Origin of the sequence: Rossellomorea sp. FS2, from assembly GCF_047915635.1 — a bacterium.
In the GTDB taxonomy this organism is placed as follows: Bacteria; Bacillota; Bacilli; order Bacillales; family Bacillaceae_B; genus Rossellomorea; species Rossellomorea marisflavi_A.
Map to the genome: position 1 here is coordinate 309,250 of NZ_JBLRVS010000004.1, position 13,918 is coordinate 323,167.

The window sequence follows — 13,918 nt, forward strand, 5'->3', positions numbered from 1 at the left end:
TAGTAAACCTTTTCCATATTTCCATTGTATAATTTTTCTAAATGCAGGGATACTGCCAGCCTGCCGAAAAAACAAAAAAGGAAGCACGGGGTCTCCATGCTTCCTTTTCCTTTATGCTTTCAACGCGTCGTACTGGGCGATGATTTCTTTCGTGATGGCACTGTCTGGATCGAGTGCGCTGATCTCTTTCAGTGCACCGGCTACGCCGTGTTCTTTGATGATGGATTGAACTTCGACGGCTTCCGGATCTTGCGGGTTGTCGAAGAGCAGGGCAGCTGCGATGGCTTTTGCGAGATTCGTGTAGCCAAGGCCAGCTTTGGCTGCCTGTGTGGTCGGGCGGATCAGACGGTCTTCCGGTCCGAGTTTACGGATTGGTGCGCGGCCAACCCTGGTGACACCGTCGTTCAGGTAGGCGTTTTGGAAGCGGGAGATGATCTTCTCGATGTAGGCGAGGTGATCCTCTTCATTCAAGCCGTATTCCTTCACAAGGTATGCTCCTGTTTCTTTCAGCGTCTCACGCACCTGGTGGGCGATGGCTTCATCGGCAAGGGTCTGATCGATCGTTTCCTTCCCTTGAAGGTAGCCGAGGTAGGCGATGACGGCATGTCCTGTGTTGACGGTGAACAGTTTGCGCTCGATGAATGGAGCGAGCTCATCCACGATGGTCATTCCGTTGACCGGCGGGATGGTTTCAGACGTTTCCACGACCCATTCGTAGTAAGGTTCGACAAGGACGTCGAGTGAATCCTGATCCTGGATCGGCACGATGCGGTCGACGGCGGAGTTGAAGAAGTGGACGTTCCCTTCCATCTTGCTGACGGTTGATTCAGAAAGGTGCTCAAGGATGTATCCTTTCAACAGGTCGGTTGCACTGATCTGGTTTTCACATGCGATCACATAGAGCGGCTCGGATGTTTTCTCCAGGCGCGCTTCAATTCCCTTGGCGATGAGGGGGGCGATGCGCGGCAGGATATTCGGTCCGATGGCTGTTGTAAGGTAGGTCGCTTCTGCGATGCCTGCGACGACTTCGTCTTCCTGGTGGAGGTTATTCAACCCTGAGACGTTGGTGATGGTTTCAGACTCGTTTGATTCCGTTGCAAGCTTCACCTGATAGGTGCCTTCTTCGTTCAGCTTGTTGATGATGGTGTCGGCGATATCGACGAAGGTGACGTGATAGCCTGATTGGGCGAATAGGGCTCCGATAAAGCCCCTGCCGATGTTTCCTGCTCCAAAGTGGATCGTTTTATTCATCATTATCATTCCTTTATAAGGTTTTGTTGAACATAGTCTAAGAAGAGTTCTTCGAGCTTTCGATAGATCATGGCCTCGTTGGTGGAAGAATAGATCATCATGGACGCCTGGTTTTCAATGAGGCTCGTGGAGATGAGGCTGAGGATTTCGTTTTCCCTTTCACTTAACCCTTCCGGGGCCAGCATGAGGAGAAGGCTCTTCATCTCCATGGGCTTCCCGTTCATCCCTTTGATGAGGAACGGCTTGTCGAGATGCGCCACCTGGAACACGAGCTGGGTGACGTGGGGGTCGAGGCAGTGGAATAGCCCCATATTCGTTCCGGGAATCCCAAGTCCGCCCCGCTGTTCCCTTTCCATCAGCTTGTCCATGACCTTTCCTTCATCGGTCACGAGGCCATCCAGCTTCGCCTGGCGGACCATTTCGTTCATGACGGTGAAATGATCCGTCACGGATTGCTTCCGGTACACGCGGAAGTGATCCAGGATCGATTCGATGCTTGTGTGGACGTCTTTGATTTCCTGCAGAAGTCCGCGGATCTCCGTCGGCTTCTTCTCTATTTTTACCGGTTTCACCGGCTTCAGGTATTTCCTGCTTGTGATCCGCTCAATGTTGTTCTGGACGTACGTCTGAATAATCGCGATATCCTCTTCGCTCAAGAGCGGGCTGACAAGGATATAATCCAGATTGGTGAACGGAAGGCGCACGGTGGATATGACGATATCATAGTCGTCGGGATCGGCATCCCTGAAGTCATTCAGGGATAAGATGCCGACGGGATTGATGATCTTCAGTTCCTTCTTGATCCTGCTTGCGAGCATCTTGGACGCTCCGATGCCTGTCGGACAGACGATGACGGCATCGACCTTCACCTTCTCTTCGTTCATGAGAAGGGCCGATCCGAAGTGGAGGACGATATAGGCGACCTCCGCATCGGGGAATATCATGTCGGGAAACTCTAGCTCCAGGCTGTCCTTCACGGCGAGGAACAGGACCGGGTACTTCTTCTTGATCTCATCCGTCAGGGGGTTGAAGAGCTCCATCTTCTGTTGAAGGCGGAAGATCGACGGTCCCATATGCGCCATGAGCCCCTGATACAGGGAGAAATCATCCGTCAGATCGACGGTGAGCTTGACCGAAACATCGCTCACGAGTTTCTTCACAAGATGACCGAGGAACACACTATCATAATAGGTGGCACCCGGTTCCTGCAGCTTCGATCCCCGGAGGATGACCGACCAGAAGGCGACATCGGCCTCTGTGATCGTCACGGAGAGCCTTTCCCTGAGGACGTCTGCGACAGACTTCATGAGGCTGTATTCCCTTGATTCGTCGGGAGTTCCTTGGCTCTGAAGGACATGGCCCCTCCGCACCCGCTGGATGGAGAGGCAGATGTGGACGACAAGGCCGACGAAATCACTGTCGACCAGGTTCACACCTTCCTGATCCAATACGATTCCGAGCGATTCATAAGTAGCAAGGAGAAGCTCAGGTTCATAAAACCCGAGAACAGGCAGTACGCTATCCTGCCCTTTTTGCAGGGAATAGAGGCTGTCGATAATCTCCTCGTAGAAATACACGATGGAGAAGCTTGCCAGGGCATGGCGGCGGCTTCCTTCATCGGCTGCTACTTCCACCCCCACCCCCCGCTTCCGGGTGAGCGTCACGTTGAACTTGGCTAGCCAGTCCGCGACTTCATCAAGGATGGTCGTCAGGCTTGAGATGCTGATGCCCAGCTCATTGGCCAGAACGCTCATCTTGAAAGAGGAGCCTCCCTCGAGAAGGGTGACGAGGAGCCGGAGCTTCCTCTCTTCAGGTGTTTCATCCGTCGGTTCGGATTCCGCCAGCTGTTGGATGAGCCTGTAGATGTTTTCATTTTTCCCGCTGATGAAAAGACCATCGGCAGGTGTCCGCATGAGCTCGAGCTGATGCTGCTTCAGTACGCCCTCAATGGACTTCAGGTTGCGCTGGATTGTCCGTCCGCTTACGTTCAAATACGCAGAAAGGGAGTGGACGGTATGTTTACCCGAGGTTTTCACAATCAGTTCGATGATCGCTTTTTCCCTGGATGTAATGAACATACGTCTCCCCCCTTTCTTTATCTACACTAGTATAAGAACATCCAAATCGGAAAAGCAAGCGTGCGCCTCTCCGATTTGGATTCCATTAGTTGCTATTGATGATGTCTTTGATTTCTTTTGCAGAAGAGGCGAGGACCATTTTGTCGACGTTCTCCTGCTCGGAGCAGATGACCGCGATGCTTGAGAGGATCTCAAGATGCGTGCCGTCTTTACCGGCGATACCGAAGATCAGCTTCGCTTTCTCTCCGTTGAAGTCGACACCGTCTGGAACCTGGATGATGGTGAATCCGGATTTCAGGACTGCCCGCTTCGCTTCTTCCGTACCATGCGGGATGGCTACGTTATTACCCATGTAAGTCGTCGTGATGCCTTCACGATCGATCATGGCGTCTACATAGCTGTCTTCCACGTATCCGGCTTTTGCCAATGCTTCACCGGCAAATCGGATGGCTTCTTCCTTCGTTGCGAACGATTGATTCAAGAAGATGTTCTCTTCTAGTAGAAGATCGTCATCTCCTGAGTCAGGAGCGTCAACAGGTGCTTCCGCTTCTTCCACGAGCTCTTCTTGAGCTGGTGTCACGTCAGCCTGAAGGCTTCCGATCAGCTTGTCATATTCGGGACTGGATAGGAAGTTATCCACTGAGATGTGGTACGCACTTGGAAGCTTGCTTTGCGCACGCGGCGTCAGCTCTTCCTGTGTGATGACCACTTGGGCATCGGCCGGCAGATTGCTGATGGCCGTGTTGGTGACGGTCACGCCTTCAATGCCTGCTTCCTTCACTTTCTTACGAAGGAGTGAAGCACCCATTGCACTGGACCCCATTCCGGCATCACAGGCGAAAATGATTTTGTTTACATTCTCAGGAAGCTGTCCGTTTGATTGCTGGTTGAAGTGACCGGCAACGGAGCTTTTCTTCCCTTTCATATCTTCCATTTTCTTTGTTGCTTCTTCGATGTTTCCATCGTCTTTTTTGCTTGATTTCAAGATGACGGCCGACACGAGGAAGGATACGACTGCAGCCACGATGATCGCCGCGAAGTTCGCGATGTACGCTCCAACGTCTCCAGTCGGTGTCACCAATCCAATGGCGATGACACTACCTGGTGAAGCCGGTGATGCAAGACCTCCGCCAAGAAGGACAAGGGTCAGCACTCCACTCATACCACCAAGGATGACTGAAAGGAGCAGTGCCGGTTTCATCAGCACATACGGGAAGTAGATCTCGTGGATCCCCCCGAAGAAATGGATGATGGCGGCACCAGGTGCGGATTGCTTCGCTGTTCCTCTTGAGAAGAACATATACGCTAGCAGGACACCAAGACCTGGTCCAGGGTTTGCTTCCAATAGGAAGAGGACCGATTTTCCTGTTTGTTGAACCTGCTCCAACCCGATCGGGGAAAGGATCCCGTGGTTGATCGCGTTATTCAGGAACAAGATTTTGGCCGGTTCGATCAAGATGCTTGTCAGCGGCAAAAGATGCGCTGCGATGAGCCAATCGACACCGTGGACAAGGAGCTGGGTGAATGCATCCACCGCAGGACCGATTCCGAGGAATGCAAGGAGGGCTAGGGCTCCACCCAGGATTCCTGCTGAGAAGTTGTTGACGAGCATTTCAAATCCTGAACGGATCTTCCCGTCAACCAGTTTGTCAAATATCTTGATGACATACGCACCAAGGGGACCCATGATCATGGCGCCGAGGAACATCGGCGTATCAGGCGCACCGACGATGACACCCATCGTGGCGATGGCACCGACGACACCTCCCCGCTGATCGTGAATCAATTTACCACCCGTGTACCCGATCAAGAGCGGTAACAGATACGTCACCATCGGACCTACAAGGCTGGCAAGGCTTTCATTTGGGATAAGGCCGTCTGGAATGAAAAGCGCAGTGATTAATCCCCACGCGATAAAAGCACCGATATTCGGCAATACCATGGAACTCAGGAAGTTACCGAACTTCTGAATCTTTACTTTAACAGTAGACTGTGCCATGTAATTTCTCCCCTTCTATAGTAGGATTTATGACATAAGATCACATCTATATGATATGTCACCTGAGAAACCCCATACAACCTTCTTGAAAACTGACTTTGTCGCGACACCCGTGACAAAGGTAATGTATCTGTCTTGACAGTTCAAAATAAAGGAAAATCATCGAATCTGGTCGAATGCATAAGTTGAGGTGAACGATCATGGAAGAATTGAAAGTGGTGATCGGCGCGGGACCCTACCATAATAACCCCGGCTGGATCCATACCGATGAGCTGGAGCTCGACCTTCTTATAGAAGAAACATGGAAAAGGACATATGAAGAAAGCAGCATTTCGGCCGTTCTCGCCGAGCACGTGTGGGAGCATCTCACTGCAGAAGAAGGACTTGAAGCCGCTAAACGCTGCTACCGCTTTCTCAGAAAAGGCGGATACGTCCGCTGCGCCGTACCCGATGGGTTTTTCCCGGATGAGGAGTATCAGCACATCGTACAGGTAGGCGGACCAGGACCGGCGGATCATGCTGCAGCCAGCCATAAAATCGTCCATACATACAAAAGCCTGACTGAGATGTTTTCACAGGCAGGCTTTGAGGTCAAATTATTGGAGTACTGCGATGAGAATGGACAGTTTCACGCTTCCGAGTGGGATGAAGCAAAGGGCGTGATCTTCCGTTCGAAGAAGGTGGATCCCCGGAATCGGGAAGTCTTGACGTTCCCTTCTTTGATGGTGGATGCGGTGAAGAATTAACAAAGAGACTCGGCCATCGGCTCTTTGCGTACCCTGCCTTCACCCTATTGATAATCAACAAACACCTTCAGCGGCCGGACGGATTCCATCTCTTCAAAGCATGACATCACTTGATCCGGAGCAATCTCTTTTTCAAATAAATCCATAAGATAAGGCGTCTCTTCATATGTACTGAAAAACCACTCACCATGTTTGCGATAGTCATAGCCATCACTTGAAGCGACCATCTTCAATTCTTTCTCGAAGAAAGAAGAAGGGAGCGTAAATTCATCACGATTCCCATCTGATAAAACACAGATTGTCCCCTCCCGCTTCATGACGTTCATTAGCGTGAGAAATGCAGCACTGTGGGCTGAGCACTCCAATCCCGCATCATAAGAATCTTCTATTTCGGCTTCACTGCGGTAGATCCTGTCGGCACCAAGTCGCATCGGCAACGGATGTCTCGCTTCATCGGGCTCCACCACATCCACATGCCTCACCCCGAGATGATGTTTCAAAAAATGAACTGCAAGGACCCCCATCGTCCCTGCTCCTGTTACAAGGACACGATCTTCTTCCGAAAGATTCAGCTTCAGGACGCCCTTGGCTGCATCACAGGAATGCGTATTAAGAAGCGCATACTTCCACTCTACATCCGCAGGAATCCTGACCGCCTTACTGGACGGGGTCACCCCGAATATCTGCTGACCGTAAAAAGCGATAACGCGATAGCCCACTTTGAAATCTGTCACGGCACCCCCAATTTCAATGACCTTCCCTGCGCTTTCGTACCCGACCTTTCGCGGATAGACGGGCTCCAGATCGGTCGGGTCCGTCCCTAGATATTGAGGCATTTCAGCCCCGATGCTTATTCCGCACGCATTGGTTTCAACCCGGATTTCGTCTTCTGATAGGACATAGTCCTCTTCACTGAGCCATTCCAACTTCCTTGGGGCATTCAGGACAAGACGTTTATTCATATTGATCACTCTTTTCTCTATACTCCTTTGACAAGGGATGGTAAGTCGTCCTACACTTGCATTTAGCTATATTTTACCAAAGGAAGGGACGTTCGCATTTGTTTTTATTGTTTTTAATGGCTGTAAGTAGCCTGATCGGATTCGTTCTCTTAGGAATGGATCAGCTTGGCATGGTGATTGGATTCGGGATGATTTTGGGTTGTTTGATCAGGGGGATTTTTTTAATGAAGGAGATATTGAGTAAATTAGACGAAACCAAATAAAAAAAAAGGATGCCACCATTAAAGGAGGCATCCTTCTTCTATTACTGAGGTTGCTTATAGGCTTGGACTTCTTCCATCGTCGGAATCGCATCCTGCCCACCTGAACGGGATACCTTGATTCCTGCTGCAACGCTTGCAAATTTGGCAGCCTCCACTAGATCATTGGTATCTAGATAGGCACATGCCAATGCTCCTGCATAGCAATCTCCCGCCCCTACCGTATCCACCGCTTTCACTGCAATGGCGTCAACAAATGTTATGTTGCCGTTTTGTGAGATGAGGCTGCCGTTTTCAGCCATTTTGATAATCACATCTTTTACGCCAAGTTCATGAATCTTTTCAGCGGCAAGATGGGCACTGGTCTGGTCATGAACTTGAATGCCTGTAATTCGTTCGGTTTCCTGCTTATTCGGAACAACTAAATCGGCATAATTAAAAGCTTCATTGAAGATGCCGTCTGCTGGTGCAGGGTCTAAGATCACATACATACCTTTACTCTTTGCTGCTTTCATTGAAGCGATAATGGATTCTTGACTTGTCTCCATCTGTACCAAGAGGATCTTGGCATCGATCTGTTCAAACACAGAGTTGATGTCCTCTTCGGAAATATGGTCATTTGCACCCTTCGTTCCCACCATCGTGTTCTCACCTGTTTCATCAATCATGGCAACGAATGTTCCTGTACCGTGTTCTTCCACCTGAAGGATGTGACTTGTGTCGACGCCTTTGGAAGAAAGATTCTTCAAGAGTTGTGTACCCGCAGAATCTTTCCCTACCGCACCGATCAGTGCCGTCTTCTTCCCCAAACGTGCTGCTGTCACCGCTTGATTTGCCCCTTTTCCTCCGGGAGTCATTCCGATTGAGTTGGCAAAGACGGTATCACCATATGCCGGGTACTGCGGGCACTCGACTATTACATCCATATTGATACTTCCAACTGTGATCACATCGTATTTCATATTAATTCGCCTCCACTGCTTGAAATAGTTTTCTCGTGTTTTCAACGTTCTCTTGCAATGTATGATTGCTATTGAATACTGCACTGGTACCTAGAACATACATGGATGCCCCATTTTCTCTGCATCCAGGAATGGTTGCTGCACCAATGTTCCCGTCTACCTGTATTTCAATATCTCGATCGTATTGGTCAATTTTCTGTTTCAAGTTCTTGATTTTTTCATACATTGCCGGGAGGAATTTCTGACCGGCAAAACCGGGATTGACCGTCATCAGCACTACGTAATCGGTTACGTCAAACACATAGTCAAGAAAATCCAGTGGAGTGGCCGGATTGACCGCTACTCCTGCCTTGATCCCCTTACTTTGAATCTGAGACAGGGTCCTTTGCAGATTCGGAGTCGACTCCTGGTGTACCGAAATCATCTCCGCTCCGCAATCAGCGAACAGATCTATGTAACGCTCAGGTTCCTCAATCATTAAGTGGATGTCTAACGGTTTATCCGTGATCTTCCTCACCGTCTTGACGAAATCCGGCCCCAAGGTGAAGTTGGGGGCAAACTTCCCATCCATCACGTCAATATGATAGAAATCTACACCTGCATGATCCAATGCACGAATATCCCTTTCCAAGTTTCCTAAGTCTGCGCACATCAATGATGGTCCAAGTTTACACATCTTCACTACCTCCAGTTGTTGAATTTCTTGTAATAAGTTTAGGCTTAAGTTGATGATGTTTTGGTGACTCGTTCTGACCTTGAATAAGTCGTACGAGTTCATTTACGGCCACTTTCCCTATTTCCCTCTTTTGCTGATCGATGGTAGAAAGAGGCGGTGCCGTATACGAAGAAAAACTAACATTGTCATAACCGATGATCTTGATATCCTCAGGAATCTTCACACCCGCTTCATGGCAAGCCCTGATGGCGCCGATGGCCATGGCATCATTGGAACTGAAAATCCCATCGAAGTGTACCCCTTTTTGGAGCAGTACCCTGATTTGTTCATATCCACTTTCCATTTCAAAATCACCATATACGGTGAATGTTTCAATTGGATGGTGAGTGGATTCAATTGCATGATTAAATCCTCTTAATCGATCCTTTGCGCTCTTTTCAATTTTCGGGCCGGATATAAACACAATCTTTCGGCATCCGCCTTCCTCAATCAAATGCGTAACCGCGTGCTCAGCGCCTAATTGATGGTCGACGGTAACAGCGGAATAAGGATGTTCAAAGTTGGCACGGTCAATGGTGATCGTCTTGATCCCGCGCTCCTCAAGCATTTGCAGATCTTCCTTGTCTACATGCAGGGAGTTAATGATCGCACCACTTACATAGTGATCCACCATGGAATCCAGATAATATTTCACTTTGGACCTTTTATCATCGCTATTACACAAATAGATATTGTATCCGCTCTCATTTGCAGCCGACTCGATTTCCTTCACAAGTTCTGGAAAGAACGGGTTGTTTAATGTTGGTATGAGCAGGGCAATCAGATCGGAATGACGCTTTGACAAGCTTTTTGCAATCGCGTTCGGCTTGTAATTCAATTCTTTAATAATTCGTTTCACACGGGCAATGGTTTCCGGACTTGCTTCACCTTTATTATTGATGATCCTTGAGACCGTTGCGGAGGAAACACCTGCTGCCTTGGCAACATCTTTAATGGTTGTCATGTGATTATCCCTCATTTTACGTAACCGGTTACTTCACAGTTAATCATTCCCACTTTCAATTGTCAAATAAAATTTTATATTTGCTTTTTTGGGAATATGGTGATAGTTTATAGTTAATTGTTCCTGCATTGTAATGTAACCGGTTACGTAACATCACATTACAACTGGAAGGACGTTATCATATGTTAGATCTTATCAATGATGGCTTTAATGGGTTCATTAATCTTGGAGGGGCCGCGATGATGTTCATCATCATAACGCTTCTGTCTTTATGTGTAAGGGTTTCCATTTCTAAATCCATTGAAGGCGGCTTGCGAATGGCCGTGGCACTTACAGGAATGGGCGCTGTAATTTCCTTGTTGACCAGCGCGTTCGCCCCTGCTTTGGAAGATTTCGTGGAATCTACAGGCGTAGCCCTTTCCGTCACGGATCTTGGCTGGGCACCTCTTGCTGTTATTACATGGGGCTCTGTATATACGCTGTATTTCGCTTTTATCTGTCTTGTTGTCAACTTCATCATGCTCATTACGAAACGAACCACTACATTCAATGTAGATTTGTTCAATATATGGAACCTCTCGGTGATCGGTCTTCTTACGATGTATTACTCCGGAGATAATCTTGTGCTGACCTCGCTCTTCGTCATGGTCATTTATGCTCTGATGCTGATCAATGCCGATGTGATGAAACCGACAATCAATGAACTGCTGGGTTATGACCATACCAATATTACGACCACTGCCCACCCATCCCTTCTTATTGCACCGATTGTCATGGTGTTCAATAAACTGATTGACGTGTGTCTGCCTTTCATCGATAAATTCGACTTCAATGCCGAAGTGTTGAATAAGAAAATCGGATTCTGGGGAAGTAAATTTGCAATCGGTGCTTATCTTGGGGTGTTCATCGGTTTGCTTGGACAACAATCTGCTGGTGAGATCTTTACCCTTGCCTTTACAGGAGGGGTAGCGCTGGAATTGTTCGGTCTTGTTGGCGGCTGGTTCGGCCCTGCCATTGAACCGTTATCGGATGGAATCACGAAGATGATGAGTAAAAAACTTCGCGGAAGAAAACTTTTCATCGGAATTGATTGGCCGATCCTTGCTACGAGAGCAGAACTTTGGGCGGTAGCAAATATTCTTGCACCGATCCTTCTGATCATCGCCATCTTCTTACCAGGTAACACCGTTCTCCCACTTGGCGGAATAATCTTGACTGTTCTTGCTCCAGCTCTCTTAATTGTTACAAAAGGGCGCGTCATCCGTATGACACTGATTGGAACGATCCTGATCCCACTATTCCTTTGGGGAGCAACGCTCATTGCAGAATTCGTCACCAATACATCCAAGGCCATGAACAATTTCCCATCCGGCTTATCTGAAAGCGCTCTATTCTCTTCGGTTGATTCTGACCCAATTGAGAAAATGCTCGGAATCCTTATGGGGAAAGCCGTCGAGTCGATGGATATCAAACTCATTCTATTTGCAGTCATCGGTTTTGTTGCCTATCTCCTTATGTTCTTCTGGTACTTCAGACAAATGCGTAAAGAAAATGCAAAGGCAGGGAAGAAAGACGATTCTGTCTCTGCTGCCTGATATGAAAGCAACCTCTATCTAGATTGATAGGGGCTGTTTTTTTCGTTTTACGTCAAAGTATGCCCCGTATCATTCAAAAAGTGAACCAACCTCTCCTCCCCGTCCTTCTCCAACAGATGCATTCCTGTGTCACCCGTGATAAACCACACATTCTGATCAACCGGATTCCCCATAAAGATATTCAGAAGCATGGATAAAACACCGCCATGAGCGACGATGATGATCCTGTCTGCATGCGTTGTATGAATGATCTGGGAGAAGATGTGCTCCATCCTCATCCGGAACTCAATGAATGTTTCCCCTCCCTCCACAGCTTCGTGAAGATACTGAGGGAGGGGGATCTTCTCAGCTTCCACAAGTGGCATACCGGCTAAGATTCCATTATGTTGTTCCATCAGCTCGTCTACATAGCGGACGTCCTTGCACCCCGCTTTATTTGTCAGGATATCCGTGGTTTCGGCTGCTCTTTTTAACGTACTGGACCAGATGATGTCTGGTTTGAAAAAGCTTTCTACTTTTGCCGCCATGGCTTTTCCTTGCGTACGACCAAGCTCCGTCAACGGATAGTCGGCCCTTCCTTCATGTACGTTCAGGACATCTGCCTCGGACTGTCCGTGGCGAATCAATAACAGTTTCAAATAATTCCCTCCTCATCACTAGACAAAACTAATACCATTAGTTATATTGTTATTATCATTAGTTTTAAAATTCATTTTCTTAAAGGAGAACGCCATCATGCGTCTAACCCGTATAAATCAGATCCATCAGTTATCTTTTCTGCCGCGGTTGTTTCCTGTGAATTGCTATCTTGTTGAAGAACAGGATGACCTGACCCTTATCGATGCCGCACTCCCTTATAGTGCAAAAGCAATCCTGGCTTCTGCCGAGAAAATTGGCAAACCCATTACCCGCATCGTCTTGACCCATGCCCATGACGATCATATCGGTGCGCTGGATAAACTGAAGGAATCACTGCCTCATGCTGAAGTCTATATTTCCAAACGGGATGAACGACTTCTTCGCGGGGATGTTTCCCTGGATGATCACGAGCCCCAGACACCTATCCGCGGCGGCGTGCCAAAGAACATCCAGACCCGTGCGGATATCCTTCTTGAAGAGGATGATGTGGTCGGTTCCCTCCGAGCCATTTCAGCACCGGGGCACACACCGGGGTCAATGGCTTTCTTCGACCAGAGGGACGGTAGCCTGATTGTTGGAGATGCTTTTCAAACGCGCGGAGGGACGGCCGTTTCCGGGCAGCTCAATGTGCTCTTCCCGTTCCCTGCGCTTGCAACTTGGAATAAAGAGGTGGCAGTGAAAAGCGCTCAAAAGCTGGTTGATCTGAAGCCCACTCTCCTCGCCGCAGGTCACGGAGGGATGATCCCGTCACCTGAATCGATCATGAATAAAGCCATCTTAAAGGCAAAAAAGAAAGGTTGAATCAGTATGTCACCACGAATCGGAATGGATCTTAATATCATCGTAAAAGCAGCAATCGAGCTTGCTGACCGTGAAGGGATGAGTGAGGTTACCCTTGCCACCTTGGCAAAATCATTACATGTCCGGCCCCCTTCCCTCTATAATCATGTAAAAGGCGGACTCCCTGCACTGAAGATTGAATTGGCCAAACGCGGCTATTCCCAGTTGAACCGACGATTGACGGACGCTTCAGTCGGCCGTTCAATGGATGCCGCTGTCCTCGCCTTCGGTATGGCCTATGTACAATTCGTCCGGGACCATCCGGGACTGTATGAAGCCATGCTCATGGTAGCGGTCGGAGCCGATGAAGAGCTGCAGGACATCCAGGATCAAAGCATCAGGATCATCACTCAAGTCATGGAGGGCTATGGTTTGGGTGAACATGGTACCCTTCATGCCGTTCGGGGACTGCGGAGCATTCTCCATGGCTTTGCTTCATTGGAGCAGCACGGAGAATTCGGACTTCCCCTTGAAAAAGATGAGAGCCTCACCAAAAGCATCAACGCTTTTCTTGCAGGAATCCACTGGTTCAAGGACTCCAATGAGTAGATGGCTTAGAAGGTTGAATGCTGCCCTTCGCTTCACGCTGGAGCTGATGGGTTTGACGGCAATCGGGTATTGGGGGTTCCATATGGGAGATGGCTGGATGGGGTGGCTGAGCGGGATCACCCTTCCCCTGTTATTCGCAATCGCGTGGGGAATGTTCGGTTCTCCGCGCGCCCCATTCCCACTCCCCAAAAATGGTAGGCTTATGCTCGAAGCCTTGATATTCGGGCTTCCAGGGGCCCTTCTATTGGGGTTGATGCCTGTGACGGCCATTATTTATCTAGTAGGTGTGGTCCTCAACCGTGTGCTCATTGTATATTGGAAACAAGAAAACCTGATTCACACTTGAAAGGAGATGCCT

14 protein-coding genes are annotated in these 13,918 nt (G+C 48.8%); 6 read left to right on the forward strand and 8 right to left on the reverse strand.

The features are described from left to right. Positions 1-111: 111 nt before the first annotated feature. The 3 genes from ACNA6I_RS12265 to ACNA6I_RS12275 all read right to left on the reverse strand — a co-directional run bounded on the left by ACNA6I_RS12265 (position 112) and on the right by ACNA6I_RS12275 (position 5,328). The gene (locus tag ACNA6I_RS12265; RefSeq protein WP_159130331.1) at positions 112-1,251 is read right to left on the reverse strand and encodes a mannitol-1-phosphate 5-dehydrogenase; all 1,140 of its coding nucleotides are present in this window, start codon (positions 1,249-1,251) and stop codon (positions 112-114) included. Positions 1,252-1,256: 5 nt separating this feature from the next. Further along, positions 1,257-3,329, reverse strand: a complete 2,073-nt coding sequence (locus ACNA6I_RS12270) for a BglG family transcription antiterminator (protein WP_159129425.1) — start codon at positions 3,327-3,329, stop codon at positions 1,257-1,259. Positions 3,330-3,414: 85 nt separating this feature from the next. Then, complete coding sequence (locus tag ACNA6I_RS12275; protein WP_048013632.1) at positions 3,415-5,328, reverse strand: PTS mannitol transporter subunit IICBA; 1,914 nt, start codon at positions 5,326-5,328, stop codon at positions 3,415-3,417. A gap of 200 nt (positions 5,329-5,528) precedes the next feature. On the opposite strand from ACNA6I_RS12275, the gene ACNA6I_RS12280 reads away from it, so the two are divergent. Then, the gene (locus ACNA6I_RS12280) at positions 5,529-6,074 is read left to right on the forward strand and encodes a class I SAM-dependent methyltransferase (protein ID WP_416313387.1); all 546 of its coding nucleotides are present in this window, start codon (positions 5,529-5,531) and stop codon (positions 6,072-6,074) included. Positions 6,075-6,118: 44 nt separating this feature from the next. Here the strand turns inward: ACNA6I_RS12280 and ACNA6I_RS12285 are convergent, their stop codons facing one another. Further along, positions 6,119-7,036: an alcohol dehydrogenase catalytic domain-containing protein gene (locus tag ACNA6I_RS12285; protein WP_416313388.1), complete on the reverse strand. Its 918-nt coding sequence runs from the start codon at positions 7,034-7,036 to the stop codon at positions 6,119-6,121. A gap of 116 nt (positions 7,037-7,152) precedes the next feature. On the opposite strand from ACNA6I_RS12285, the gene ACNA6I_RS12290 reads away from it, so the two are divergent. Further along, the gene (locus ACNA6I_RS12290) at positions 7,153-7,299 is read left to right on the forward strand and encodes a hypothetical protein (protein ID WP_159129422.1); all 147 of its coding nucleotides are present in this window, start codon (positions 7,153-7,155) and stop codon (positions 7,297-7,299) included. Positions 7,300-7,340: 41 nt separating this feature from the next. Here ACNA6I_RS12290 and ACNA6I_RS12295 read toward each other — a convergent pair whose 3' ends face one another. Genes ACNA6I_RS12295 through ACNA6I_RS12305 form a run of 3 tightly spaced genes read right to left on the reverse strand, consistent with a single transcriptional unit; the run spans position 7,341 to position 9,952 of the window. Next, complete coding sequence (locus ACNA6I_RS12295; RefSeq protein ID WP_159129421.1) at positions 7,341-8,258, reverse strand: ribokinase; 918 nt, start codon at positions 8,256-8,258, stop codon at positions 7,341-7,343. A 1-nt stretch (position 8,259) separates the two neighbouring features. Further along, positions 8,260-8,934, reverse strand: coding sequence for a ribulose-phosphate 3-epimerase (rpe, locus tag ACNA6I_RS12300; protein WP_159129420.1), 675 nt, complete (start codon positions 8,932-8,934; stop codon positions 8,260-8,262). Next, the gene (locus ACNA6I_RS12305) at positions 8,927-9,952 is read right to left on the reverse strand and encodes a LacI family DNA-binding transcriptional regulator (RefSeq protein ID WP_159129419.1); all 1,026 of its coding nucleotides are present in this window, start codon (positions 9,950-9,952) and stop codon (positions 8,927-8,929) included. The genes rpe and ACNA6I_RS12305 overlap by 8 nt, the downstream gene beginning before the upstream one ends. Before the next feature lie 167 nt (positions 9,953-10,119). Here ACNA6I_RS12305 and ACNA6I_RS12310 point away from each other — a divergent pair, with 167 nt between their 5' ends. Continuing rightward, complete coding sequence (locus ACNA6I_RS12310) at positions 10,120-11,532, forward strand: PTS transporter subunit IIC (protein WP_159129418.1); 1,413 nt, start codon at positions 10,120-10,122, stop codon at positions 11,530-11,532. A 47-nt stretch (positions 11,533-11,579) separates the two neighbouring features. Here ACNA6I_RS12310 and ACNA6I_RS12315 read toward each other — a convergent pair whose 3' ends face one another. Next, positions 11,580-12,170, reverse strand: coding sequence for a histidine phosphatase family protein (locus ACNA6I_RS12315; RefSeq protein ID WP_416313389.1), 591 nt, complete (start codon positions 12,168-12,170; stop codon positions 11,580-11,582). Positions 12,171-12,267: 97 nt separating this feature from the next. Between ACNA6I_RS12315 and ACNA6I_RS12320 the strand changes: the two genes are divergently transcribed. From ACNA6I_RS12320 to ACNA6I_RS12330, 3 genes are read left to right on the forward strand one after another with little or no spacing between them, the layout of a single operon-like run. Further along, positions 12,268-12,972, forward strand: a complete 705-nt coding sequence (locus ACNA6I_RS12320; RefSeq protein WP_416313390.1) for an MBL fold metallo-hydrolase — start codon at positions 12,268-12,270, stop codon at positions 12,970-12,972. 24 nt (positions 12,973-12,996) lie between these two features. Then, positions 12,997-13,560 (forward strand): TetR-like C-terminal domain-containing protein, encoded by a 564-nt coding sequence (locus ACNA6I_RS12325; protein ID WP_416313391.1) that lies wholly within the window; start codon positions 12,997-12,999, stop codon positions 13,558-13,560. Next, positions 13,553-13,906, forward strand: coding sequence for a YrdB family protein (locus ACNA6I_RS12330; protein WP_251527949.1), 354 nt, complete (start codon positions 13,553-13,555; stop codon positions 13,904-13,906). Before ACNA6I_RS12325 ends, ACNA6I_RS12330 begins: the two co-directional genes overlap by 8 nt. The last annotated feature ends 12 nt before the right edge of the window (positions 13,907-13,918 follow it).